At 65.5% G+C, this 24,908-nt stretch carries 16 protein-coding genes and 1 pseudogene; 6 read left to right on the top strand and 11 right to left on the bottom strand.

The window, feature by feature from the left end; genetic code table 11:
• Positions 1 to 274: 274 nt before the first annotated feature.
• Positions 275 to 1,747 carry a 30S ribosomal protein S1 gene (gene rpsA / locus AC5RW2_RS23340; RefSeq protein ID WP_493939644.1) on the top strand — a complete coding sequence of 491 codons (1,473 nt, stop codon included), beginning with the start codon at positions 275 to 277 and terminating at the stop codon, positions 1,745 to 1,747.
• Positions 1,748 to 1,885: 138 nt separating this feature from the next.
• Here rpsA and AC5RW2_RS23335 read toward each other — a convergent pair whose 3' ends face one another.
• Positions 1,886 to 2,152, bottom strand: a complete 267-nt coding sequence (locus tag AC5RW2_RS23335; protein ID WP_493950360.1) for a hypothetical protein — start codon at positions 2,150 to 2,152, stop codon at positions 1,886 to 1,888.
• Positions 2,153 to 2,503: 351 nt separating this feature from the next.
• Complete coding sequence (locus AC5RW2_RS23330) at positions 2,504 to 4,252, bottom strand: FAD-binding protein (protein WP_493961964.1); 1,749 nt, start codon at positions 4,250 to 4,252, stop codon at positions 2,504 to 2,506.
• Positions 4,253 to 4,326: 74 nt separating this feature from the next.
• Between AC5RW2_RS23330 and AC5RW2_RS23325 the strand changes: the two genes are divergently transcribed.
• A complete protein-coding gene (locus AC5RW2_RS23325; RefSeq protein WP_493962284.1) occupies positions 4,327 to 5,304 on the top strand; it encodes a LysR family transcriptional regulator in 978 nt (325 codons plus the stop codon).
• Between the two features lie 488 nt (positions 5,305 to 5,792).
• On the opposite strand, the gene AC5RW2_RS23320 is transcribed toward AC5RW2_RS23325, so the two are convergent.
• Both AC5RW2_RS23320 and AC5RW2_RS23315 read right to left on the bottom strand, forming a co-directional pair.
• Positions 5,793 to 6,398 (bottom strand): hypothetical protein, encoded by a 606-nt coding sequence (locus tag AC5RW2_RS23320; RefSeq protein WP_493961965.1) that lies wholly within the window; start codon positions 6,396 to 6,398, stop codon positions 5,793 to 5,795.
• Positions 6,399 to 7,025: 627 nt separating this feature from the next.
• Positions 7,026 to 7,421, bottom strand: coding sequence for a DUF4386 domain-containing protein (locus AC5RW2_RS23315; RefSeq protein ID WP_493950363.1), 396 nt, complete (start codon positions 7,419 to 7,421; stop codon positions 7,026 to 7,028).
• Between the two features lie 942 nt (positions 7,422 to 8,363).
• Here AC5RW2_RS23315 and AC5RW2_RS23310 point away from each other — a divergent pair.
• From AC5RW2_RS23310 to AC5RW2_RS23300, 3 genes are all read left to right on the top strand, one after another.
• A complete protein-coding gene (locus AC5RW2_RS23310; RefSeq protein WP_494074687.1) occupies positions 8,364 to 11,120 on the top strand; it encodes a Pls/PosA family non-ribosomal peptide synthetase in 2,757 nt (918 codons plus the stop codon).
• 368 nt (positions 11,121 to 11,488) lie between these two features.
• Positions 11,489 to 12,007, top strand: a complete 519-nt coding sequence (locus AC5RW2_RS23305; RefSeq protein ID WP_493961967.1) for a YncE family protein — start codon at positions 11,489 to 11,491, stop codon at positions 12,005 to 12,007.
• A gap of 12 nt (positions 12,008 to 12,019) precedes the next feature.
• Positions 12,020 to 12,442, top strand: a complete 423-nt coding sequence (locus tag AC5RW2_RS23300; RefSeq protein ID WP_493961968.1) for a YncE family protein — start codon at positions 12,020 to 12,022, stop codon at positions 12,440 to 12,442.
• A gap of 200 nt (positions 12,443 to 12,642) precedes the next feature.
• On the opposite strand, the pseudogene AC5RW2_RS23295 reads toward AC5RW2_RS23300, so the two are convergent.
• Positions 12,643 to 13,206: pseudogene (locus AC5RW2_RS23295) on the bottom strand (dihydrofolate reductase family protein).
• A gap of 467 nt (positions 13,207 to 13,673) precedes the next feature.
• On the opposite strand from AC5RW2_RS23295, the gene AC5RW2_RS23290 reads away from it, so the two are divergent.
• Positions 13,674 to 14,771: a M20/M25/M40 family metallo-hydrolase gene (locus AC5RW2_RS23290; protein ID WP_493961969.1), complete on the top strand. Its 1,098-nt coding sequence runs from the start codon at positions 13,674 to 13,676 to the stop codon at positions 14,769 to 14,771.
• 12 nt (positions 14,772 to 14,783) lie between these two features.
• Here the strand turns inward: AC5RW2_RS23290 and AC5RW2_RS23285 are convergent, their stop codons facing one another.
• From AC5RW2_RS23285 to sbnA, 6 genes are read right to left on the bottom strand one after another with little or no spacing between them, the layout of a single operon-like run.
• Positions 14,784 to 15,926, bottom strand: coding sequence for a LuxE/PaaK family acyltransferase (locus AC5RW2_RS23285; protein WP_493961970.1), 1,143 nt, complete (start codon positions 15,924 to 15,926; stop codon positions 14,784 to 14,786).
• A 51-nt stretch (positions 15,927 to 15,977) separates the two neighbouring features.
• The gene (gene sbnB / locus AC5RW2_RS23280; protein WP_493950369.1) at positions 15,978 to 17,045 is read right to left on the bottom strand and encodes a 2,3-diaminopropionate biosynthesis protein SbnB; all 1,068 of its coding nucleotides are present in this window, start codon (positions 17,043 to 17,045) and stop codon (positions 15,978 to 15,980) included.
• Positions 17,042 to 18,049 carry a TauD/TfdA family dioxygenase gene (locus AC5RW2_RS23275; RefSeq protein WP_493950370.1) on the bottom strand — a complete coding sequence of 336 codons (1,008 nt, stop codon included), beginning with the start codon at positions 18,047 to 18,049 and terminating at the stop codon, positions 17,042 to 17,044. Before AC5RW2_RS23275 ends, sbnB begins: the two co-directional genes overlap by 4 nt.
• Complete coding sequence (locus AC5RW2_RS23270; protein ID WP_493961971.1) at positions 18,049 to 20,655, bottom strand: non-ribosomal peptide synthetase; 2,607 nt, start codon at positions 20,653 to 20,655, stop codon at positions 18,049 to 18,051. Before AC5RW2_RS23270 ends, AC5RW2_RS23275 begins: the two co-directional genes overlap by 1 nt.
• Positions 20,652 to 23,780 (bottom strand): Pls/PosA family non-ribosomal peptide synthetase, encoded by a 3,129-nt coding sequence (locus AC5RW2_RS23265; protein ID WP_493961972.1) that lies wholly within the window; start codon positions 23,778 to 23,780, stop codon positions 20,652 to 20,654. Before AC5RW2_RS23265 ends, AC5RW2_RS23270 begins: the two co-directional genes overlap by 4 nt.
• A complete protein-coding gene (sbnA, locus tag AC5RW2_RS23260; protein WP_493961973.1) occupies positions 23,777 to 24,850 on the bottom strand; it encodes a 2,3-diaminopropionate biosynthesis protein SbnA in 1,074 nt (357 codons plus the stop codon). The genes AC5RW2_RS23265 and sbnA overlap by 4 nt, the downstream gene beginning before the upstream one ends.
• Between the last annotated feature and the right edge of the window lie 58 nt (positions 24,851 to 24,908).

Here is a 24,908-nt window from a genome sequence, read left to right as displayed (position 1 = left end):
GCGATCCGACACAGCCGCGGCGCCGGACCGCCGCGCCACGAGGCGGCGCGCTTTGCCCGAATTGAGCTGACCGGCTAGACTTATTGGGCGCGTAATGCGTATGGAGAGCCCCTTCCTACGGAGGGCAGGCTCCATGAGCTTCACCAAAATACATCAGTCCGTTTCCGTAAACGGCAATGCATCCCATGGGCAGCAGCGGTTGAGTGCTGTTGCGTGCCGGGAGGCAGGGCAGCAACGGAACTCAGAAAACTATCCACATCGGAGCCCCTACTACATGACCATCACCTCCACCGAGAAGCCCGGTACCCCGCAGGTCGCCATCAACGACATTGGTACCGCTGAAGACTTCCTCGCAGCCGTCGACGCAACCATCAAGTACTTCAACGATGGCGATCTGGTCGAAGGCACTGTCGTCAAGGTTGACCGCGACGAAGTCCTGCTCGACATCGGTTACAAGACCGAAGGTGTCATCCCCTCCCGCGAGCTTTCCATCAAGCACGACGTCGATCCGGGCGAAGTTGTCGCCGTCGGTGACGAGGTCGAAGCCCTGGTGCTGACCAAGGAAGACAAGGAAGGCCGCCTGATCCTGTCCAAGAAGCGTGCTCAGTACGAGCGCGCCTGGGGCGACATCGAGAAGGTCAAGGAAGAGGACGGCGTCGTTACCGGCACCGTCATCGAGGTTGTCAAGGGTGGCCTGATCCTCGACATCGGCCTGCGCGGCTTCCTGCCCGCCTCCCTGGTCGAAATGCGCCGCGTGCGCGATCTGGCTCCGTACATCGGCCAGCAGATCGAAGCGAAGATCATCGAGCTGGACAAGAACCGCAACAACGTTGTGCTGTCCCGCCGTGCATGGCTCGAGCAGACTCAGTCCGAGGTCCGCTCCACCTTCCTCAACAAGCTGGAGAAGGGCCAGGTCCGTCCGGGCGTTGTCTCCTCGATCGTCAACTTCGGTGCCTTCGTGGATCTGGGCGGCGTCGACGGCCTGGTGCACGTCTCTGAGCTGTCCTGGAAGCACATCGACCACCCCTCCGAGGTCGTCGAGGTTGGCCAGGAAGTCACCGTCGAGGTGCTCGAGGTGGACTTGGACCGCGAGCGCGTGTCCCTGTCTCTGAAGGCCACCCAGGAAGATCCGTGGCAGACCTTCGCCCGCACCCATGCCCTGGGCCAGATCGTCCCGGGCAAGGTCACCAAGCTGGTACCGTTCGGTGCGTTCGTCCGCGTCGAAGACGGCATCGAGGGCCTGGTCCACATCTCCGAGCTGGCCGTGCGTCACGTGGAGCTGGCCGAGCAGGTTGTCTCCGTCAACGATGAGGTCTTCGTCAAGGTCATCGACATCGACCTGGAGCGCCGCCGCATCTCGCTGTCGCTGAAGCAGGCCAACGAGGGTGTCGACCCCGAGGGTACCGAGTTCGATCCGGCGCTGTACGGCATGGCTGCCGAGTACGACGAGCAGGGCAACTACAAGTACCCGGAGGGCTTCGACCCGGAGACCAACGAATGGCTCGAAGGCTACGAAGCACAGCGCGCAGCATGGGAGCAGCAGTACGCTGACGCCCAGGCTCGCTGGGAAGCCCACAAGAAGCAGGTTGCTGCTTCCATGGCCGAGGAAGCCCAGGCTCCGGGCGAATCCGAGGCGGCACCGACCAGCTACTCCTCCGACGCCCCGGCGGCTCCGGCCTCCAGCGGCGGCACCCTGGCTTCCGACGAAGCTCTGGCTGCACTGCGTGAGAAGCTGACCGGCCAGTAACAACTGCGCCAACGGCGTCGGAAGCATCCGTCGCCGCGTAGCTCCTGGAACCCCCGTACCTTTCAGGTGCGGGGGTTCCGTGTTGTGGGACCGGGTTCGCCGGCGCTAGCCCGGCGACAGCTAGGAAGCCCCGTCTGCTCACCTGGCCCTGCCGATCTGGCCGAGCTTGAGGATCTGTCCGAGGTCGATGTCGGCCAGATCGAAGATGAGGCCGAGAAACAGCAGGAGGAGGCTCAGTGCTGCCCCTCCTATGGCCATGTTGTCAATCGTCGACCAACCGTCGTCGGCTGGGTCGGATTCGACCACCACTCCTGCCCGCGCGCGTCGGCGCGCGCGCCACATTGCGAAGCAGATGCACAGGGCGAAGGCCGCGCCGAACCAGACCCAGACGGGCAGGGCCGCCACTTCCCCTAACATGGCTTATTCCGGACGGCGATGCCGAGCCCCGCGCCTTTAGACATGACGTGCCTCCCCCTGGTACGAAATGTCCGTCCTTAGTACCAGACTCCGTGTTATGGGCGCGTTACTGCTCGGAGGGGTCGTGCGCAGGACTAAGGTCTGGTTACAGCTGTGGCCAGCGCCCTGTTCCTGTTCGGTCTGCAGCCCCTATCTGTTTCCTGATCCGGAATATGACGAGGCCTGCGACCTGCATTTTGGTGAGACGCCCGGCCGAGCGAAGTCTCGTTGTTTCTGCGGACGGATGGCTGGGGGCGTTTGTTAATAATCTCAAGTCGGCGGCTTGATGGCCGGTTAGTCCTACTCCACGAGCTTGCCGGCTACCGAGTCGTCGGCGTCGACCTCGGCCAGTGAGCGGAAGGAGTCCGACGCGGGGGCCAGAGCCTCGAAGCTGACTCCATCTGCCGGCGACCAGACGAAGTTGCCTCGCAAGCCCGGATCCATTTGGGGGAAGTCCGCACGGTTGTGGCACCCGCGGGTCTCACGGCGCTCCAGCGCGCATTCGAGCGTTGCGCGGGCCGCGAGGAGCGAGCCCAGCAGGTCGTAGGCGTGGGCCAGGTCGTCGAACCCCGCGATGTCAGGGTGCGCGGTCACGTGCTGGGCGCGCTCTTCTAGGTCGGCCAGTTTGCGCAGGCCTTCCTGCAGTCCCTGTTCGGTGCGCACGACGCCGGCGTGGTCGGTCATGAGGTTTCGCACTTCGCGCTGCAGCCGCCGGGCTGACTCGGTTCCGCGTTCACTGAGCAGTGACTGCATTTCGGTGCGGGCCAGCCCGACGGCGGAGGGGTCCCGGTGGACAGTGGTGCGGGAGGTGACGTACTCGGCGGCGTGCTCGCCAGTGATGCGTCCGTAGACGAGCAGCTCTATCAACGAGTTCCCACCCAAGCGGTTGGCACCGTGAAGTCCGGAGGAAGCTTCACCGATTGCGTAGAGCCCGTCCACGCCCGTGCCGTGGTCTTCCGGGGCTACCCAAACCCCGCCCATGGAGTAGTGGGCGGTCGGAGCGATCTCCATCTTTGTCGTGGTGATGTCCAGCATCTGCAGGTCGATCAAGGTGCGGTAGACCCGCGGCAGCTTCTGCAGGATGACCTCCCGGGGCAGGTGGGAGACATCCAGGTAAACGCCGCCCTTCTCGGACCCCCGACCCTCGGCGATCTCGGTGTACCCGGCCAGGGCCACCCGGTCACGGGTGGAAAGCTCCATGCGCTCGGGGTCATAGCGATCCATATAGCGCTCACCCAGCGCGTTGGTGAGGATGCCGCCTTCGCCGCGCGCTGCCTCGGAGACAAGGGTGCCGGCGGCGTCGTCGGGCTCCAGCAGCCCGGAGGGGTGGAACTGGACCAGCTCGGCGTCCCGGATCCGGGCGCCAGCCAGGGCGGCCAGACGGAAGGAATCTCCGGTGTTTTCGTCGCGCCTGGAGGAGGTGTGGCGCCATATGCGGGTGTGCCCGCCGGCGGCCAGGATCACCGCATCGGCATGGATCTGCACGGGCGTGCCGTCCACAATGTCGAATCCATAGGCGCCGAAGACTGTACCGTCGGTCACCAGGAGGCGGGTGATGTAGATGCTGTCGATGATCTGCACGTCCAGTTCGGCCGCGCGGCGCATCAGTGTGCGCTGAATTTCCAATCCGGTGTAGTCTCCGGCGTAGGCGGTGCGGCGGTACTTGTGGGCGCCGAAGAAGCGCTGGGAAATCCGCCCGTCCTTTTCCCGTGCGAAGGGCATGCCCCATTTTTCCAGGTCCCCGATACCGTCGGCGGCGTTACGAGCTACCGTCTCGACGATCGCCGGGTCGGCAAGAAAGTAAGACTCGCGCAGCGTGTCTGCGGCGTGCTGCTGCCAGCTGTCCTCGGGATCCATCGTGCCCAGGGCGGCGTTGATGCCGCCGGCCGCCAGGGTGGTGTGAGCATCGTGCTTGCGCCGCTTGCCCACCGCCAACACCTGGACTCCGCGCTGGGCCAGTTCGATCGAAGCCCGCAGGCCGGCACCACCGGTGCCGATGACGAGGACGGAGGTGGACATCAGTCGTTCAGAGGGGTGATGGGTGCTCATAACGACAATGCTAGGAACCCGAGTATGATGAGTCCAATGCATTGTTCTGCTCACGTTGATGCGATTAGGCTATGATGAAACTCGACCAATTATCTTCCTTCGAGGCCGTGGCCCGGATAGGTCACTTCACCCGGGCGGCGGAGGAGCTCTTCCTCGCCCAACCCTCGCTGAGCCGGCAAATCGCCGCGCTGGAGGCCGATCTGGGTGCAAAACTGTTCCGTCGTGGACCGGCCGGTGTGACGCTGACCGACGCAGGCGAAACTCTGTTGCCCATCGCCCGGCGGATGCTCGGCGACGCGCGCTCAGCCCGCGAGCAGATGGACGAACTGGCCGGACTGCGCCGCGGCCGTGTCCGGCTAGGTGCACCACCGACCCTCTGCGTCTCCCTGGTCGCCGACGTACTCGCAGCCTTCCGGACCGCACACCCCGGAGTGGACCTGCACATCACCGAGGCCGGCTCACGCTCCCTGGTCGACGCGCTGAACGAAAACGCACTGGACCTGGCCCTGATGGTCACCCGTGGTACGGACCCATCCGTACCGGGCACCGAACTGGTCCCCCTGCTTTCCGAGGAACTGGTGGTGATCTCAGCCGCAGGCTCACCCCTGCCAGGACACCTGCGGCAGCAACGTGGCGAAAGCCTGACACCAGCCGAGATTACACTGGCGGAGCTGGCGCAGATCCCGCAGGTCGCGTTCAACCGCAGCTACGACCTGCGCCTGGCCACAGACGCCGCGTTCTCCGCCAGCGGACTCACCCCGACGATCGCCGTCGAGGGCGCCGAGATGGACGCCGTGCTCCGATTTGCTGAACGGGGACTGGGAGTGGCCGTGGTCCCGGCGATGGTAGTCATCAACCGTCCCGGGCTGCATAGCACGCGCCTGGTAAACCCCCAACTGACCCGAACCGTCAATCTTGCCCGGCGCACCGATGTCGAACCCTCAGCTGCGGCCTCGGCCATGCAACAGTTTGTCTTCGACACCGTGGACTGGCTCACCGCCCCCGGCACGGACCTCGCACGCCTGGTTACAGCCGCACCGCGAAACCGGTAAGGGCCCCCGAGCCGGAATAAGGCGTCAGTAATCGCCGTCGCTGCATAACGGAACCAGCACTAACATGTTCAACTCCACGGAACCGGCCTGCCATCGGCCGCCAGTTTTACGACGCCGCGCTGCAGAAGTAACTCGGGGGCCCGCCGCCGTTCTTCTGCTGTTGCTGTATGCGAACGGCCCGGCAGCAATGCGTGCTGCAGGGAGGCGGCGGGACTGCCACTGCGCCTTGCCGTGCTTGGTGAGTCGACCGCCGCCGGTTGCGGAGTCATAACTCACAACGACGCACTTGGGTGACCTCGACCGGCCTCCGCGAGAGGCCCGCCGGTTTTTTCGCTACGGACGGTTTCCATCCTTCCGCCGAGGGATACCGGTACGTTGCCGCCGGGCCAACCCAGACGGAGGCCTCGCTGCTGCGGGCATGATCTGGGCGAGTGCCGTGTCTGCCCGCAATCGTCCGGCTTCCGGTAGGTCCGGGATCGGCTCCTGCGTTAGCGGCAGGCGGCGCGTGTCCACATCTCCTTCAGTCCCGCCGTGTTCAACAAGCCGCTGGCTGCGCGTTGCTTTTTCAGGCCTTTGGCGACGTTCTCCACACGCTGCATCTCGCCCTGCTTGGCGCCGAGGACCATGACCCACCCGGCGAAGACCGGGATAAGCCACTGCAGCATCTTTAGCTGCTTTTGAGCCGCTGCAAGTTCTTCAGAGGATCCCGGTCCAGGTTCCGTGGCGCCCTCAGCCCCTTCATGTGAAAGTTTGTCGACCTTCCGGCCGACCAAGCCGGCGTACAAGGTCACTGCGGCCCCGGCAACGGTGACAATGGTCTTGTAAACGGTCAGGCGCATGACACCGTGCTGTCCGGCAAGCCGGTCCTTGTTGCCCAAGGCGAGGGGGACACCGGCCGCCAGGTGGGCGGCGAAGGCTGCCGTCTGCACAGGTGCCCATTTCTTCCATCCAAGGCTGGACAGGCGGGTCCGTTCGGCGGGGCTTTTGGCTTCAGCCGCCGCCCCGTTCAGGCCGATGGCACCCATGAGGGAACCGCCGAACCAAGCTCCGGCGGTCAGATCGTGTATTGAGCGCGAGATGAGATTTCCTGACATGGTTCTTCTCCTGGCTGATTAGCGGATCACCGCTCACGCCCGGGAGAATACCGGGCCGAGCTGCGTCGGGATCGGACGAGGGAAGGGCGGAGCTGCAGGAACAGTCGCTTCCGCCCTGACCTCCAACTGAGGTCTCCTAACTCCTAGTCGCACCAAAAATGCTCTTATGACGTAGCTCACGCCAACCTAATAGACAGCATGCTTAGCAGTCAAGGAGCGTACGCATCGCTCGAAGGGGCGGCTGGTGAAGAGGGGAGGGGACTCTGTTCCGGCGCCTAACTTGCTCCCGGGTTGAGACACCAGCCCAACATTGTTCTCTCGCACGTCGGTGGGACTAAAGTCCGGCCGACGGCCAGGTCATGGCGCTTTGACTCGAGACTAGGACGGCACCACTTTCACGGCAGGCGCCCGGTCTGCGGGGCGTGAGGAGCGTACGCCCACAATGAGCAGGTACAGGACCATCCAGATCTCCCCGATAGCAGGCACAATACCCAGGTAGCCCGGATCTGGGTGGCTAGCCCGGGGAGCAGGAACGCCAAGACTGCGTGAACCAGGTAACTGACCGTGGCCAGGATCAGCATGGTAGCCAAGGCTTTGGGAACAGGCCGCGCTTATAGGCGATATACCTCAACGGGGCAAGCCACGGGCCGAAGGTGACCTGGGCGGCAAGGACGGTGAAGTGCTGGATTTCGAGCAGAGCAACACGAGCGCGCTCGACCCTACGGGCCGGAACGCGGTCTCATAGGAGCTGTCCTTCGCGACCAGCATCGCCGCGAACGTGAAGACGGCGCTGATGGAGATGATGCCGGCGGCGATAAATACTGGCACCACCATGAGACGGGCCGCGTGCTTGCCAACGTGCTTGAGCAACAGGTAGAGCGTCACGGCCGTGAGCAGGAAGAACACGGCAGCCATGAGGTGGGCGACGACTCCCACGCGCATGAGCGACTCGTTCGCCAGCACCTTCGCGGATGTGGCGTCCGCGTCACCGGCGACATGCAGGAAGGGATCGACAAAGCCCAAGATCATTGGGGCCAGCCGCGCACCGTCTACCGCTACTCACTCTGATCGCCGAGTGACGCAAGACTTCTCCGCGTTTCCTTGGACGAGCGGTAAACGCACCTTTAGCGGGCAAATCTATGGGCTGGACAGGTCCATTAGCCAGTTCCACTCCAGCAGAACGGGTGGCGAGTGCGGGGGCATGTGCTCCTGCCAGTCATGAGAATGTACTGGCGTGCTTCCTGCGAATCTGTGGCTGGGCTGGGTCCGCCGACGCTCGGAACCGGTCTCCCGCTCCGGGAGAGTCCTGCTCCGGTTTGAAGCGGAGTAGGAACGCAATGGCGCAAAGTCCGAGGTGAAGCGACAGATTAGTTCGGCTAAGAACAGGACAACGAGAGGTACGAGGACCATGACGGTTCCCGCCAGGTCAACGACGATGATGACCGTGGACGTTGGGACGAAGGGAGCTGGGCTAAAAACGAGCGTGCCTCCACAGCACATTCACAGTTTCTCCACAGTCGACCGTGAAGCTATGGCGAGTAAACTTAGAAGAGCCCACCGTCCCCATCATCGTGAGGCAGCAACTCTGGCAGCCGGACCCCGCCCGCGCAATCCGCGGCGCCGGGTCGGCCGAGCCTTCCCCAACTTATTCCTTGCCACAACCCCTATGGATGAACCGCAGACGCTAGGGCCGACCGCCGGTCCTAGATGATCCTCGTCGTCCTGCTGTCCGCCCCGATCCTCACGATCCGCACCCAAAGTCACCGCTTCATGTGTTCATGAGGAGAAAAGCGTTGCTCACTAATCTGGCCTCATCAAGGAGTTTGTGCAGTGAAAAAGCTCGTCGACGACCGGCATGTAGCTCCCCGTTCCACAACTGCGACGAATGATCCGGTTCCCGCTGCGCCCGGGGCTCCGGCGGGGAACGGCTCGCCAGGCATGCCGGTCACGGATGTGGTCGCTGACTTGGAGGGCCGGCTGTCGGGCATTCTCGCATCGGTGGTGAATAAGGACGACGTTCCTGTTGCCGCCAACTTTTTCCAGGACCTGGGTGCGGACTCGCTGGTGATGGCGCAGTTCTGCGCCCGTGTGCGCAAGCAGCCGGACCTGCCGTCGGTGTCGATCAAGGACATCTACCAGCACGCCACTATCTCGGCGTTGGCCGCTGCCCTGGCGCCGGCGCAAGAGGCGCCGGCGCCGCAGATGCAGCTGCAAGTCCGGCTCGCCGAGGTGCTGTCCGGTGTGCTCGGCGGCAAGCCGGTTCCGGTAGATAGTCACTTCTTCCAGGATCTCGGTGCGGACTCGCTGGTGATGGCGCAGTTCTGCGCCCGTGTGCGCAAGCAGCCGGACCTGCCGAAGGTGTCCATGAAGGAGATCTACGGCAATCCGAATATCTCGGCACTCGCCGCGGCCCTGCAGGTTCCCCAGCAGCAGGACAAGCAGGAGGAGCCTTCGCCAGCCGTGGCGTCCGTGCCCGAGACAACGCCGCCGATGGACGCGCGGACCTGGGAGTACATCACGTGTGGCGCTTTGCAGACGCTCGTCTATCTCGGCTACTGCTTGGCTGCCGGCCTTGTGGCGGTCGTGTGGTACCAGTGGGTGTTCCCGGCCGCAGGGCCTGGCAACCACCAATGGTTGGAGCAAGGCATGAGCTTCCTGGGAATCTACCTGCGGTCGACGGCTTACGCAGCGGTGCTATTCGTGGCCCTGTGCATCCTGCCCATTGCGGCGAAGTGGATCATCGTCGGGCGCTTCCGTCCCCAGGAGATCCGTATTTGGAGCCTCGCCTACTTCCGCTTCTGGCTTGTGAAGACCTTGATGCGCATTTCGCCCCTCGCGCTGATAACCGGTACCCCGCTGACGACCTTTTACCTGCGGGCCATGGGCGCGAAGGTAGGCCGCAACGTCACGATCCTGACCAACCGGCTGCCGGTCTGCACCGACTTGCTCACTATCGGGGAGGGGACGGTGATCCGCAAGGACGTGCTCGCCAACGGCTACCGCGCCCACGGCGGCGTCATCCAGCTCGGTGCGGTGACGCTCGGCCGCGATGTCACCATCAGCGAGGGCAGTGTCCTGGACATCGACACGTCAATGGGAGACGGCTCGCAGTTGGGTCACCGCTCCTCCTTGTACACCGGTCAAGCCGTGTCTGCGGGCGAGCATTGGCACGGTTCCCCGGGCAGGCTCACGGACGTGGATTTCAGCAGGGTCGAACGGACACCCTACCGTCCGTTGCGCCGGGGATTGTTTGCCACGGCCCAGCTCATCGCCGCGCTCGGTCTGGGTCGCATACTGGTAGGGCAGGCGGTCATCCTGTTCGTTCTGGCGGATCCGAATGTGGCGGCGCTCCTGGAGACGCAGGCGCTGGCGTTCACCAGCTGGGTCTTCTACGGCGACGCTCTTTTCTACGCCGGCTTGACCGTCTTCGGCGGAACGATCGTGGGGCTGCTCCTGATCACGACCGTGCCGCGGGTGTTCCAGCTCGCATTGAAGCCGGAAACGGTGTATCCGATGTTCGGGCTGAGGCATGCCGCCGAGCGGGCGGTGGCGAGGATGACCAACAGCCGCATGTTTCCATCGTTGTTCGGCGATAGCTCATACGTTGTGAACTACGTGCGGGCCCTCGGCTACAAGCAGGGCGAGGTTCAGCAGACCGGTTCGAACCTGGGCACGCTGTTCAAGCACGACAATCCGTTCCTGTCGGAGATCGGCACCGGAAGCATGATCGCCGATGGGGTGTCGTTCATGAACTCCGACTATTCGGCGACTTCGTTCAAGCTCAGCCGGACGTCGATCGGCCCGCGCAACTTCCTGGGCAACTTTGTGCTCTACCCGGCCGAAGCCAAGACCGGGGACAACTGCCTGCTGGCGACCAAGGTCATGGTTCCCATCGACGGGCCGGTCCGGCACGACGTGGGCTTGCTCGGTTCACCGCCGTTCGAGATCCCACGCTCGGTCCTGCGCGACGCCGTTCCCGAGGAGCATGCGGACCGCGCCACATTCCGCCGGGACCTCGGCGCCAAGAACAGGCACAATCTGCGTTCGATGGCCCTCTTGATGCTTGTCCGCTGGGTCCTCGCGTCGCTTGCAATATTGGTGTCATTTGCCGGCCTCGAACTGTCGGACCAATTTGGTTTCCTGGCCATCAGCGGATCGTTCGTCGTCATGCTCGTTGTTGGCTTGCTGGCCCCCGTCGGCATCCAGCACCTCGTGCTCGGGACCGTGCGGCTGAAGCCTCAGCTCTGCTCCATCTATCACCCCTACTTCTGGTGGCACGAGCGGTACTGGAAGCTGCAGGCCAATAGTCGATACATGTCGATCCTTAACGGGACCCCCTTCAAGCCGCTGGTATGGCGTCTGCTGGGCGTGCGGATTGGCTCCCGAGTGTTCGACGACGGCTGTGCAATCCCCGAGCGGACCCTGGTGACGATCGGCTCCCGCTGCACATTGAATGGCGGCACCCTGATTCAGTCCCACTCCCAAGAGGACGGGATGTTCAAATCCGACTATGACGTCCTCGGCGACGACGTCACGCTCGGGGTCGGCGCACTGGTCCACTACGGCGTAACCATCGAAGACCGCGTCATCGTCGCCGCCGACTCCTTCGTGATGAAGGGGTCAACGCTCACCCAGGGATCCCTGTGGGGTGGCAACCCGGCTCAAGAGGCCCGTTCCGCCACCGCGACCACCACCGCCGCTCTGGAAAGGCCTCTTTCATAGGTTCTTTAAGCAGCTCACTGCACAAACGCCGGCGAAGTAAAGCTCCGGGGCGGCTGAAGGTGCACCCCTGGGCACTCTCGCCGACCCGGGACAACACCATCAACCGGATGCGGGTCTCATTCCGGGCGACGACGCCAAAGATGACCAGGGACAGGGACAGGCACGGTGCGACGGACACGGTCCAGGCACTATGCGGGAAGGGTTTTCGCTGACCCAGTCCTGCGCGAATAATGAGAGAAGGTGCGGGCGCACGGGCGTCGGCCCGGCCGGCACAGGGCCTTTCGCCAGGGGATGGCGGCCTTCCTGTGCTATTACCCGGACCCTTGATGGCCGCAGGGAAGGTAAGGAGGCGGGATCATGGACTCCAGATGCCGCCGAGCGTCACTGCTGGTCTGCCTGCCCCCCTTACTGCTGCTCGGGCCGAGTCGCTGCCGCTGAACCTGGTCCGGGACGTGGAGTTGCCCGGCGAAGCAACCCGGTTCGATTACCAGGCTGTCGACTCTTCCGGGCACCGGCTGTATATCGCCCACCTGGGTGACGGCACGGTGCACGCCGTCGACCTTGCCAGCAACACCGTGGCGGGCACGGTCACCGGCATGGAATCCGTGCGTGGCGTCGCCGCCGCTGCTGCTTCGGGCAGCAACGAGGCCGTCCTCATCGATACCCGGACCCTCGCCGTCACCGGTCGGGTCCGCACAGGCGAGGGCCCGGACGGGATCGCCTACGACCCGGGCCGCGGCAAGGCCTACGTCTCCAACCAAGGCGGCAGCGCCGAAACCGTTATCGACGTCGGGGCAGGCACGGCCGTCGGTTCGATCGACATCGGCGGAGAAGCCGGCAACACGGTCTTCGACCCGGCCGACGGAAACATCCTCGTCAACGCCTAGGCCCGGAACGAATTGCTGACGATCAATCCGGCCACGAACGCCGTCACGGGCCGCATCCGGCTCGACGGCTGCCACGGCAACCACGGCCTTGCCGTCGACGGCTCGGCCCGGCTTGCTTTCATCGCCTGCGAGGACAATGCCACGCTACTCGTGGCGGACCTGCGAACCGGCAGGGCCACGGAGCGGTTCGGCACCCGGGACGGCCCGGACGTGCTCGCCTTCGACCAAGGCCTGCACCGCCTCTACGTCGCCTCCGAAAGCGGGGTGGTCAGCATTTTCGACGAAAAAGACAGGTCCCTGCGGCCCATTGCATCGGGCAGGCTCGCCAACCATGCCCACACCGCGGCCGTCGACCAAGCGACCCACCGGGTCTACTTCCCGCTCCAGGACGTCAACGGGCATCCGGTCCTGCGCATCATGGCACCGCCACCATGAGTCCCCGCGGGGCACCGGTGGCAAGCCAAATGATCCACGCCAGCATGAGGACATAGCCGGCCAGGAGCGCGAACGCGCTTAGTGTCGGTCCTGCGACTTCAAGCTACGTCGAGTTCGATGGGCGCCAGAAACGGGAAAGTTCCCCTAACGGATACGAGACCCGGAGTGGCCCGAGCCCGCGCCGATCCGAGGCTGGGTATTCAGCGCCTCATCTCGTACCTGGTCAGGAGTACGCCGTCGGGAAACGTCCGGGTCTCCACCAGGTTCAGGTTCGCCCAGTTGTCCAGGGCCGTGAAGAACGGCGTACCGCCGCCCACAAGGACCGGGTGGGTGACGATCGCGTACTCGTCGATCAGCCCGGCCCGCATGGCCGCTGCAGCGAGGGTGGCGCCGCCGACGTCCATGGGACCGCCATCCTCAGTCTTGAGCTGGGTGATCGTGGTGACCGCGTCACCGGTGACGAGGCGGGCGTTCCAGTCGACCGCGCTGGTCGCCGAGGAGAACACCACCTTCGGCATGTCGCGCCAGCGGCGGGCGAACTTGATTTCCGACGGTGTGGCGCCAGGCTGTTGGTCGGCGGTCGGCCAATGGGCGCTCATCGTCTCCCACAGTTTGCGCCCGTACAGCGCCAGGCCCGTCGCCCCCACGCGGTCGGGCCATTATTGGAACAGCTCTTCGCACGGCACGCTCCAGCCGAGGTCGTCTCCGGGCCCGGCGATGTAGCCGTCCACGCTCACGTTCATGCCATAGGTCAGTTTCCGCATGGTGTTGCTTCCCGCGGGTCGGTATTCGGCGTCCAAATGGTACAGACGGCCTGTTGCCGTTTGGATGGGTGGCAAGTCGCGTCAGCTTCAACAAGCACGGAGCAGAACTCGGCCAGCGACCGCGGGATCACCGTGCTGCTCCGCCAGTGCACGTGTACGCACAGGCCACCTATCCGGTCTTGGCGGGCGGCGGCCTGCCGTTCTTCACTGCGCTGGACAGCTGGATGAACCTGACCTGATGGAGACGTTGGGCCAAGGCCGCACGCTCGCCGCTGACGAGACCGGGCGGACAAGGCTGGCGATGTCAGCGCCAGCCTTGTCCGCGCCGGCCAGGGTTTTAGTGAGGCGTCAAACAGCACCTGAAATATCCGTCTGTTACCGTGGTCAACTAGTTCTTCCCGCGCGGACCGCCGGGGCGTAGCATGTGCCTACCAGCGTCCCAAGGACGCAGACTGGGGGGAGTTTACGTGCCAGGTGCAGAAGCCGTTCCGCAGCGTGTCCAGAAGCATCCTCGTCGCCGCACCCGGCTGTACTCCGTTGTGATGTGCGCGGCACTGGTCGGCAGCGTTGTCGCCTGTTCGGACGAGCCGCGGCCGCCCGTGAGGGTGGAAGCCCCGCCGGACCCGTCTGTGGTGCGGGAGGTGGTGGAGCCCAGTGCGCTGACCCGGCACCTGGAGGCGCTGCAGGCGGCGGCAGACGCGAACGGCGGGAACCGGGCCGACGGCACCGGGGGATACGAGGCGTCCGCGGCGTACGTCGAGAAGCAACTGCGTGCGGCGGGCTACGAACCGCGGCGGCAGGAGTTCAGTTACGGCCGACGCAACCCAGTGGAAGCGTTCAACATTTTGGCCGACACGGGCGGCGATTCCGGGAGCATTCTGGTGCTCGGGGCGCACCTGGATTCGGTGGAGGACGGGCCCGGGCTCAACGACAACGGCAGCGGGGTCGCCGCGGTGCTCGAGGTCGCGCAGCGGCTCGCGGCGCAGGGCGCCGTGGCGCGGGATCGGATCCGGTTCGCGTTCTGGGGTGGCGAGGAGGACGGACTGCACGGCTCGGAACATTATGTCGAGGAGCTCTCCGGCGCTGAGGCCACCGCGCACGTGGCGTACCTGAACGTCGACGTGGTGGGCTCGCCGAATGCGGTGGCGTACGTCTACGACGGCGACGGGTCGGACAGCGAGGAGGCCGGGCCCGAGGGGTCGGGCGCCGTCGAACAGGTACTCGTGGACATCCTGCAGACCGAAGGGGTCGAGGCGCTGCCGTTTGGGTTCATCGAGGATTCGGACTACGACGCGTTCGTGAAGGCCGGCATCCCGGCCGGGGGTCTGTTCACCGGGGACGCGGGGACCAAAAACGAGGCCGAGGCGAGGACGTTCGGCGGGCAGGCCGGGGAGCAGTACGACGAGTGTTACCACCGGGCCTGCGACACGATCGAGAACGTTGACATGGCCGTACTGGAGCAGATGACCGAAACGCTGATGAGCGCGACGGTCTCGCTCGCCGGCGTCAAGGGCGGCCTTGCCAAGGGCGCGACAGACCCGGCAACGGGGCAGGGCGCCGGCTGAGGCGCCGCGAACTCAAACCTGCATGAGAGCCGGCGCCTCGTCGTTGGCGATGGTGCGAGAGGCGAGGTAACGCTCGATGCTGACGGGACAGTAGCCAAGCCCGCCGCCCTGTCCCCGACGGCGGAAGTTGACGACCTGGCCGGTTCTCCCGCACCCGCAGGTGCCGGTCTCGACGTCGCCCACGTCGTCAGTGAGGAGGAAACCGGGGTAGCTGGTGTTGAGGGCGTCCAGTACGGCGATGATGCCGGTGCCCCCCGGAGCCAGCTCCTTGCTGATCTGGCCGGGGTCCCGGATGGAGATGTAGCACCACGGCGGGACATGCTTGCGATGCAGGTGGCATTCGACGGCCAGCATGTTCGACTCGATCATCCCGTACATGTCGCGCACGTTTCCGGGGCGCACCGCGAGCAGGTCGTGGCACCGCTCCCGGAAGCCTTCGTCAGGGATGGCCTCGGCCGTGTGCCGCTTCCAACCGCCCAGAGTGATGATCATGCTGTACGGGTCCAAGCGCACATTCATCTTCTCCTGCTCGAGGAACCGGAGGAGCCGGCCGATGAGGAACGGCGGACCGACGATGTGCCGGGTCATGTGACCCTTCCACCGACGCAGGTGCTCCAGGGCCTCCCGGGCGTCGAACGCCTGCTCGGCAATGAGGTATGCGTGGTGATCGAAGACGCTGTTCAGGATGTTAAAGTCCTTGAGCAGGCCCATCTCCGAGGCTTCGGCGTCCGACGGGTTCAAGAAAAGGCCCGCGCCCCCGGACAGGTTGAAGAACTCCCGGTAGGTCCCGATCAGACCAACCAGCGCCCGGGTCACTGTCTCGCTGTTGCGGCGGGCGACGGACGGAACACCCCGGGTTCCGCTGGAGCGGGTCTCGGTCTCGACGTCGGCCAGCGAGCAGGTAAGCAGCACTTGGGCGTCGGGACGCTTAAACATGCCGACCGACAACAGGGGCAGATTTTGCAGGTCGTTGATGTCGTTGATCGCGGCGGGATCGACTCCCAACGCGTCACACTGGGCTCGGTAGAAGCCGTTTCCGGCCTGATGGTAGATCGCGGCGTCCCGCAGGACGTCAGTGACCGACCGTGCCCAGTCCTCAGGGGACTGCGCGTGTGCCTTGGACACATTCCCCAGCATCTGCGATAACAAGAGCATTGTGTCACTCCTCGGTGGGTGCGAATCGATTAACGTGGTCGGGCCGCCGGGTCAGCCGTACCGACGAAGCTCGGAAAAGAAGTCCTCGACAACCCGGAGTTGCCCGCTGCTGGCAAGTTCGTCGTAGACGTACTTGCCCACCGCCAGGTCCAGCACGCCCAGGCCGAACGGCGAGAACACCACGGGACGGTCGTCCGCCGGCGAAACCCTTCCTTCCATAACGTCGGCCAAGGTGCCGTCCACAAAGTCCCGGTGGCCGACCATCTGCTCCACGAGGTGGGCCGACGTCCCGGCTTTCAAGCAGTGGTCGACGTCGTCGAGGATGTTGGTCGACGCCAACAGGATCTCCGGGGACAGGTCGCGCAGGGACACGTGCAGTACCAGCGGGTTGTGCTCGAACCACGTCGTGTCATGCACGTGCGGTTCGCCCGCCACCGTGGCGAACACGACGAGGTCGCTGCTTCTGATCAGCTGCTCGGGGCCGTCGTGCACGGTCACCCGGGCCTGGGTGCCGCTGCGTTCGAGATAACCCTTGAATCCCTCCGCGCTCTCGCCCGAGAGGTCGAACACCCCGATCTCGTCGAAGGACCAGTCCGTCGCGTTCAGGAAGGTGTGGATGTAGCGGGCAATGAGGCCAACGCCGAAGAACCCGATGCGTCTGGGACGCCCACGTCCCCGACTGAGCCAGTCCGCAGCCGCGGCGGCCGATGCGGCCGTCCGAGAGGCGCTGATAATTGAGCTCTCCATGCACGCGAAGGGATAGCCCGTAGCCCGGTCGTTGAGGATCAACACCGCTGAGGCGCGCGGAATCCCCGACGACACATTGTCCGGGAAGCTGGAGACCCACTTGATGCCGTCAACCTCCACCTGTCCGCCGACCGAGGCGGGCAGGGCGATGATGCGCGAGCTGGGCCGGTCCGGGAAGCGCAGGAAGTAGGACGGGGGATTCACCGAGTCTCCGGCTGCGTGCACCCGGTAGGTCTGTTCGACCAGCTCGACGACTTGCTTTTCCTGCCCCTGGAGCACCTGCTGCACCTGGGCCCCTGCAATGACCGCGAACGATGGAACCGTCTTCGGGTCTACAGCCCCTGCGGCTGGGGAAGTGGCGAATTCTGTCATCGTGCACCGTCCTGGGTGTGGGTATCGAGATCGAACACGTTGCGCGGCTCGGCCATGCCGACGAGGATCTCCCGAGGTCCTTCATACGCCTCGCGGCTGTGGGCCATACGGATGTTGTCGACCAGCATGAGGTCACCTGTCTCCCAAGGGGTTCGCAGGGTGTGGGCCTCGTAGACCTCGTTCAGGAGGGCGACGATGTCCTCGCCGATCGGCTCGCCATTGCCGAAGCGGGTGTTGAACGGCAGCCCGTCGGGACCGTAAACGTCCACCAGGTACTCCCGCACCTCGGACGCGATCGTCCATTCGCTCAGGAACGCGACTTGGTTAAACCAACTGCGTTCGCCGGTCGCCGGGTGCCGGACCACGGCAGGACGCCGTTGCCGGGTGCGCAGCTCGCCGTCGGGCTGCCACTCGAACTCGATCTCGTGCGCCTTGCAGTAACTCTCGACGTCGGCGCGGCCGGAGACCCCGAACGCCTCCTCGTAGGAGGCGCCGATGTCCTCGTTGTAGCTGCGGGCGAGCAGCCACCCCTCGCTCTCGAACCTACGCACGATGTCCGAAGGGATGGCGTCGAGCACGGCGCGGGCATCCGCCACACCGGTCACCCCACCGACGCGGGGCGCCTGGAGGCAGGCGAAGAGCATCAGGCCGGGGAACTCGAGCGCGTAGCTGAGCTCGTGGTGCATGCACATGGGCTGGTTCGCGGGCCACGTGAGGGATGAGTACACGCCGTCCAAGTAGGGCTGCCTGGTCGCGAAGGCTTCCCGGTCCGGCATGAGGCCGCCTGGAACCAGCCGCTTGAAGGTATCGGCCACCTGAGCCGGATCACGCAGGCCCAGGCCGCGGACCAGGACGGCGCCGTGTTCATCCACCGCTGCACGCAGCGCCTCACCGTTCTGTTCGGCCCACCGCACTGGGTCGTGGCCGTCCTCGACGGTGAGCATCGGCGCCCGACCGGGTTGGCGTTCAACGTCGAACTGGATCCTGGGTGATTGAGACGACATCAGAGGTCCTTTTGCTTTACGGGTAGCGGATGGGAGTGGCCAACCGGTCCTCCAGCCGGGGCCATGGAATCGGGTGGTGCGGCGGCTCCAGCCGACCGCGGGGCGGGCGGGACGGCAGCGTCCGCCAGGGACGAGGCCTCGAGCAGCTTCGCTAGGTCCGCCAGGACGGGCGACTGCATGATGTCCTTGATCGAAACCGCGCGCTTGAGCAGGACGGCGAGCTTCACCGCGGACAGCGAGGTCCCGCCCAGCTCGAAGAACGAGTCCTGCTTGCCGATCCGGCCCGCCGGGAGGCCGAGCACCGTCGCCCAGGCCTCGGCGAGCCGCCGCTCGCTGGCCAAAAGCACGTCCGTGGCGGTGCCGGTCTCGGGAACGACCTCCCGCGCCATGCGGGTCAAGGCCTTCCGGTCGATCTTCCCGTTGTCGGTCAGGGGCAGGCTCTCCTGCCACCTGTACGCAGACGGAACCATGTAGGCCGGTACCCGCGCGGCCATCTCGCCGCGGATGACGTCGACCTCGAGCGACCGGTTGCCTGAGTAGAACGCCACCAGGAACTTGGACTGCCCAGCACCTTCGCCGACGACGACGGCGCCGTCGCGGACTCCGGGAACCCGCAACAGCGCGTTCTCGATGTCGCCAATCTCGATGCGGAATCCGGAGATCTTGACCTGGTTGTCCTGCCGGCCCAGATACTCCAGCTTGCCGTCCGGGGACCAGCGGCCGTAGTCGCCCGCACGGTAGAGCCGCGCGCCGTCCACATAGGGGTCGGTGGAGTACGCCTGCGCCGTGCGCTCCGGATCGTTGATGTAGCCGCGGCCCACACACACTCCGGAGAAGGCGATCTCGCCCGGCGCCCCGAGCGGCACAAGCCGTTGACGCTCGTCGAGGATGTGGATCCGGACGTTGGGGATCGGCCAGCCCAGTGGCACAGAGCCGCCGGTGGGCACGGCAGCCATCACCTCGTGGTTAGTGTCGTCTGAGGTCTCCGTCAATCCGTAGGCGTTGACCAGCTTGACATTCGGCATCACGTTGAACCAGTGGCGGACCAGTTCCTGTTTCAGGGCCTCCCCGGTCGCCGAGACACAGCGAAGGTGCGGCAGCGCGCGTGGTTTACCGTCCAGGTATGCCACCAGCGCGTCGAGGTAGGACGGGACGACCTGGAAGACTGCGACGCCGCCGCGTTCCACCGCATCGATGAACCGCTCGACGTCGAGGATCCGGTCCTGCGCAACGATGAGTGTGCGGCCGCCGACAAGCAGGGCCGATACCAGCTGCCACAGCGAGATGTCGAAGCACTGGGGTGCGCTCTGGGCGACGACGTCGCCGGGGCCGATCCCCAGGTCCTCGATCTTGGCGTACAGGTGGTTAACCATCCCGTCGTGTTCGCACATCGCGCCTTTCGGCTCGCCGGTGGACCCGGAGGTGAAGTAGACGTAGGCAAGCTGATCGGGACGAACCTCCAGGCCGAGGTCGTCGGCGGCGTGCCCGCCGGCCTCGACGTCTTCGAAGAGGAGCTTCGCGACCGCGGTCATTCCGTCGAGTGCTTCGTCGAGCGTGGCGGTGCTGCCTTTCTCGGTCAGCACCATCCGGCATCCGGACCGGGTGAGCGTTCTGGCAATCCTGTCGGCGGGGAAGTGCGGTTCGATCGGCAGGTACGCGCCTCCGGCCTTGAAGATGCCGATAACGGCGGCCATCCATTCCAGGTCCCGCTCGGCGACGACGGCCACGATGTCCTCCGCCTGCAGCCCCCGCGCGAGCAGGGCGCGGGCGAGCCGGTTGGCGCGGGCGTTCAGCTCCGCGTAGGTCCACTCGCGCGAGTCCTGGACGGCGGCGATGCGTTCGGGATGCTGGCGCACCCGCTCCTCGAACAGCTCGTGGAAGCGGTGTTGGGGTCGGGGCCGCTCGGGCCCGGCGAGTTGCTTGAGCTGGAAGCGCCGCTCATCGGCGGCGACGAGGTCGGCGTCAGCATGATCCGCCTCGGGGTCTGCGACCAGATGGCGGAGTGCGCTCAGGTGATAGCCGGCGATCCGGAGGGCTGCGGACTCGTCGAGGAGGTCGCGCCGGTAGCGCAGGCGCATCGCTTCGCCACCTGCGGCATCGCCGAGGGACACGCGCAAGACCAGGCCCTCCACGAGCTCGGGATCGTCGTCGTGGTCGATGCTGAGCAGCACCTCGTACCCCGCAGAAGCCGGCGCCTGCGGCACCCCTGCTCGGTCGGCGTGGGCCTGCACCTGTCGCATGCGCGCCGCGGAGACCAGCGCCCGCCATGACCCTTGTCCAAGATCGAGTTCCCAGGTCCACGTCCCTGACGCGTCCCTGTATCCGATGGTGACCTCTGTTTCGCCGGACAGCGCTTGTAGCACCCTTGCGTGAGCCGCCAGCCAGATCGATGCAGGCGTCGCGTCCAGCGTGAGGGACAGTGTCCGCACGGCCTGGCGCAGGTCCTCCGGAACCGCCACCTCGACCCGCCCCTGACCCGGCTGGCCGTCCTGTGTCCATCGGGGGATCGACGTCGGCGCGGCACCCGTGGGGGCGGTCAGGTCATTGCCCGGACCCGACGAGTGGTCGGCGGCGGTGCGGCAGGTCAGCGCAGAGGTGGTGGTCATGACACGGGCCTTTCCAGTGCGACGGGGGAGGTGGCGGTGTCTCGGGCCTCTTCGGCCGGGTTGCCACCCCACAGGGTGCCCCGAGGGAGGGTCGTCCCCTTCATCACGAAGGAGTCGGCGGCGACAACGGCACCGTCTTCAATGCTCACGCCGTAGTGGACAAAGGCGGCGACGCCGAGCGTGACGTCGTTCCCGACGACGTTGTAATCGGACTTAAACATCCCGTCCTCTTGGGAATGGGACTGGACCGTGGTGCCGTTGTTAAGCGTGCACCGGGAGCCGACCGTCACCAGGGTCCGCTCGATGAACGCGCAGCCGTCGTCGAAAACCCGGGAGCCCATCCGCACGCCCAGCAAGCGCCAGATCAGCGGCTTGAACGGTGTTCCGTTGAAGAGAGCCAGGTACCGGCTCTGGGCCATCAACTTCCAGTACCGCTCGTGCCACCAGAAGTAGGGGTTGTAAATGGAGCACAGCTGGGGCCGGAGCCGGCGGAACCCTGTTGCGAGGTGCTGGATGCCTACCGGGACCAGCACGCCGAGCACGAGCATGACGACGAACGACGCGCTGAGCGCAAGGAAACCTAATTGGTCGGACAGTTCGAGGCCGGCGAACATTGTCAGCAGAGCCACCGTGGCGTTAAACCACCGCGCCAGCATCAAGAGGGCCATCGTGCGCAGGTTGTGGCCGTTTTTCGCCGCCAGATCCCGGCGGAGGTCGGCGGGGCTCCTCTGCTCCCCGGGGAGGGTGTCCCGCAGTACGGAGCGGGGGATCTCAAACGCCGGCGATCCGAGCAGGCCCACGTCTTGGCGCAGCGGCCCGTCGACGGGGACCATGACCTTGGTCGCGAGCAGACAGTTGTCCCCGGCCCTGGATTCGGCGGGGTACAGCACGGCGTTGCCCAGATAGTTGTGGGCACCGATCGCCACCCCGCTGACCTTGAATGACGTCGCCGAGTAGTCCGCGTTCATGAAAGACACCCCGTCGGCGATCATCGTGCCGGTGCCGATGGTCGAAAGGAACGGGTTGTCGTGCTTGAACCCCGTGCCGAAATTCGAACCGGTCTGTTGGACCTGCGGTTGGCGGTACCCGATGGCCCGCACGTAGTTCACCACGTAGGAGCTGTCGCCGAACAGCGCCCCGAGCATGGGACTGTTGGTCATCTTGGCCACCGCCCGTGCCGCCGCATCACGCAGCCCGAACAGCGGATACACCTTGTCCGGCTTCACCGCGAGTTGGAGCAGCGGCGGCAGGGTCGTGATGAGGAACAATGCTAGGACCGTTCCACCCAAGACGGACACGCCGGCGTAGACGGCGGCGTCGGCGTAGAAGACCCAGTTGGTGAACGCCAACTCCTGTGGCTCCAGAAGGGCCGCGACGCTCGGGTTCGCCAGGATGATCAGCGCGATCGCCAGTCCCCACATAGAGCGGCCCAACCCAACCGTGCTCAGGAGCTGGGAAACGGCGAACCATCCCCGGCGCCACGGCCGGTAGGGCGTCGGCTCGACCGTGGCGTAGTCCGCATCCCCTGGCCTGCCCGGCGATCCGTGCCACCGTTCGCCCTCGGGCACGGCTTGACCGGTGTAGAGAGTGGACCGGTGGCCCAGCTGGGAGCGGTCACCCATCGACGTGTTGATGTCCAGCACACTGCCCTCGCTGATGGTCACGTCCCTGCCCAGCGTGACCCCACCCACCTGGATGACGCCGCCGTGGGCACGGTACCCGTTGAGCATGACGTCCTTGCGGATCACCGTCCCCTCCCCGATGGTCAGCAGGTCGGTGCAGATCGGCAGCCGATTGGTCATGATCATCACGTTGCGGCCGACCTTCGCGCCCATCGCTCGCAAGTAGAAGGTCGTCAGCGGCGAACCGGCCATCAGCGAGAGGGGAGAAGTGCGCATCAACGCCTTGACCAGCCAGAACCGGAAGTAGGCCAGACTCCAAATGCGGATCTCCTTGGGCCGGAAGCGCCCAATGAAAATCCATTTCGCGGCCACCGGCAGAATGCACAGCACCACGAACGTCGCCGCGGTGTAGGCGATCGACCGCAGGTAAAGCTCCCAGAAGTCCGTCCCGTGCCCCAACCAGTGGTGGTTGCCCGGCGTCGCTGCCGGAAACAACCATTGGTACCCCACGACCATGATGAAACCGGCGAACAGGCAGTAGCCGATGTAGACGAGCACCTGCAGGGCGCCGCAGGCGACATACTCCCAGGTCCGCGCGTCCATGGGCGGCGGCGTCTCGGGCACGGAGGAAACGGCCGGCGAGGGCTCTGCCTCCTTGTCCTGCTGCGTCGGGGGGACCTGCAGGGCCGCTGCCAGTGCGGAGATATTCGGGTTGCTGTAGATCTCCTTCATGGATATCTGGGGCAGGTTCGGCTCCTTGCGCACTCTGGCGCAGAACTTAGCCATCACCAGCGAGTCAGCGCCCAGGTCATGGAAGAAGTCATCGCCCATCGCGACCTGCTCTACGCCGAGCACGCCGGCGAGCACCTCGGCCAGTTGGTCCTGCACCTGCACCTGCGCCGGGGCCTCTTCCGCCGGTGCAAGGGCCGCGGCAAGCGCCGAGATCGTTGGGTGCTGGTAGATGTCCTTGATTGACACCGCTGGCAGTTCCGGCTGCTTGCGCACCCTGGCGCAGAACTTCGCCATGACCAGCGAGTCCGCGCCCAGGTCATGGAAGAAGTCGGCGCCCGCCGGCACGTGCTCGACGCCCATCACGCCGGACAGCACCTCCGCTAACCGTTCCTGCATCAGCGCTGTCGCCGACGACTCTTCCGCCGGTGCCAGGGCCGCGGCCAGCGCCGAGATCGATGGGTGCTGGTAGATGTCCTTGATCGACACGGCAGGCAGGTCTGGCTGCTTGCGCACGCGGGCGCAGAACTGCGCCATCACCAGCGAGTCCGCACCCAATTCGTAGAAAAAGTTGGAGCCCACGGGGACGTCATCCTTTTTCACCACCACTGCGAGAAGATCCGCCAGCCGGCGCTCCAGGGCTGCAGCCGCACCGGTGGCCGGCGTGGCTGGAGAGCCGTTCCCGGCCGGAGCCGCAGGTTCCGCAGGAGTCGTGGAATTTGTCGGAGGTGTGGAACGCGGAGCACCCTGCGGGTCGTCGACGCGGATCTTCACTGCCGGAAACTCCTTAGCGAGGCGGTGGCGACGGAATCGGCCACGGATGCGGGTGCCCTGTTCCATGGCCCCAGCGCCGGGTCGGACCATTGGCCCGGAGCCACCGCCAAGTCGGCGGTGGCGAGTGCTTCGGCGCCCAGGTGGTCGTGCACCCAGTCGGGGTCGTAGACGGTGTCCAGGTAGGGGCGGCCTAGATCCGGCGAGATGGCCACCGCCGTGACGTCCTGGGCGTCGTGGTCGGCGAGCCAAGACACGGCGCCGTGAACCACGGTCCCGGTGGAGCCACCGAGCATGAACCCGCCCGCCGCGAGGCGGTGGCAGGCGCGCACCGTGTCCAGTTCCTCGACCATCACCACGTCATCGATGAATGATTCGTCGAGCTGCGGCGGCCGCACACTCATGCCGAGCCCCGGGATCAGGCGGGTGGCCGGCTGGCCGCCGAACGAGACCGATCCTGCGGCGTCGACCGCGACAATCCGGACATCGGGCCGGTGCTCGCGGAAGTACCTCGCGCAACCCATCAGGGTTCCCGTTGTCCCGGCTCCGACGAACAGCACGTCCAGTTCGGGGAACTGATCGGAGATCTCGGGGGCGGTCCAGCGGTAGTGCGCTCCCCAGTTGCCGGGATTGGTGTACTGGTTGAGCCAGAGATACCGCTCGTCGGACGCGCACAGATCCCGGACGTGGTTGAGACGGGCCCCGAGGAAACCGTCGACGGGATCCGGTTCGGTGACCAGATCTACCTGTGCCCCGAGCGACTCCATGAGTTGCCGGGTAGCCGGGTTGCAGCGCGGATCGATGACGCACACGAAGCGGTATCCCTTGCTGGCGGCGATCATGCTGAGCGCTACGCCGAGGTTCCCCGAGGAAGACTCCACCAGAATCGAGCCGGGGCCGATCAGGCCCTCTCGCTCGGCGTGCTCGACCATCTCCCGCGCGGGCTTGAGCTTGATCGAGCCGGCGAAGTTAAACCCCTCGATTTTCAGGTAGAGGCGGCGGCCCAGCAACCCTTCCAAGTCGACGAACAAGCTCTGCTCGTTGAACAGGTGCGGCTCCCTGATAATAGGCATGGTCTCCCTCGTTCTCCTGCCATGAGCTTGGTCACAAGGGTCGCCAGGGAATGACGGG

Source organism: Arthrobacter sp. B0316-1-20, assembly GCF_059091865.1.
This window is presented reverse-complemented; position numbering and strand designations above follow the sequence as displayed.

Bases quoted from the DNA above. Each gene is read 5' to 3' on its own strand.
- sbnB (WP_493950369.1), bottom strand. From the start codon at position 17,045: ATGACAGAATTCGCCACTTCCCCAGCCGCAGGGGCTGTAGACCCGAAG.
- AC5RW2_RS23285 (WP_493961970.1), bottom strand. From the start codon at position 15,926: ATGCTCTTGTTATCGCAGATGCTGGGGAATGTGTCCAAGGCACACGCG.
- rpsA (WP_493939644.1), top strand. From the start codon at position 275: ATGACCATCACCTCCACCGAGAAGCCCGGTACCCCGCAGGTCGCCATC.
- AC5RW2_RS23270 (WP_493961971.1), bottom strand. From the start codon at position 20,655: ATGACCACCACCTCTGCGCTGACCTGCCGCACCGCCGCCGACCACTCG.
- AC5RW2_RS23320 (WP_493961965.1), bottom strand. From the start codon at position 6,398: ATGTCAGGAAATCTCATCTCGCGCTCAATACACGATCTGACCGCCGGA.
- AC5RW2_RS23325 (WP_493962284.1), top strand. From the start codon at position 4,327: ATGAAACTCGACCAATTATCTTCCTTCGAGGCCGTGGCCCGGATAGGT.
- sbnA (WP_493961973.1), bottom strand. From the start codon at position 24,850: ATGCCTATTATCAGGGAGCCGCACCTGTTCAACGAGCAGAGCTTGTTC.
- AC5RW2_RS23275 (WP_493950370.1), bottom strand. From the start codon at position 18,049: ATGTCGTCTCAATCACCCAGGATCCAGTTCGACGTTGAACGCCAACCC.
- AC5RW2_RS23305 (WP_493961967.1), top strand. From the start codon at position 11,489: ATGCCGCCGAGCGTCACTGCTGGTCTGCCTGCCCCCCTTACTGCTGCT.
- AC5RW2_RS23330 (WP_493961964.1), bottom strand. From the start codon at position 4,252: ATGAGCACCCATCACCCCTCTGAACGACTGATGTCCACCTCCGTCCTC.